This window comes from Dyella sp. ASV21 (assembly GCF_016428975.1).
Lineage (GTDB): Bacteria > Pseudomonadota > Gammaproteobacteria > Xanthomonadales > Rhodanobacteraceae > Dyella.
In genome coordinates this window covers 1-314 of the sequence record NZ_JAELTT010000339.1, presented here as the reverse complement: position 1 = coordinate 314, position 314 = coordinate 1, and the positions used below count along the sequence as shown (strand labels likewise).

The following is a 314-nucleotide window of genomic DNA, read 5'->3' as shown; positions in this document are numbered from 1 at the left end:
CCCCCCCCCCCCCCCCCCCCCCCCCCCCCCCCCCCCCCCCCCCCCCCCCCCCCCCCCCCCCCCCCCCCCCCCCCCCCCCCCCCCCCCCCCCCCCCCCCCCCCCCCCCCCCTTTTTAATGATCCGCCGACCACCGAGATCTACACCCGAACGTTGTCGTCGGCAGCGTCAGATGTGTATAAGAGACAGGCACATAGATGGCGGCGATCACGATGGACATGCCCCACTGCAGCAGCATGCCGAGCGCCGCCTCGTTCCAGCCACCGGTCAACGAGACTTTGCCGAGTACGCCACCGGCGATGTACTTGAGAATGAC

1 pseudogene is annotated in these 314 nt (G+C 72.3%); it reads right to left on the bottom strand.

Annotation, left to right across the window (positions count from 1 at the left end):
- Window positions 1–113: 113 nt before the first annotated feature.
- A pseudogene (locus JHD67_RS21860) lies at window positions 114–314 on the bottom strand (hypothetical protein); the annotation flags it as partial.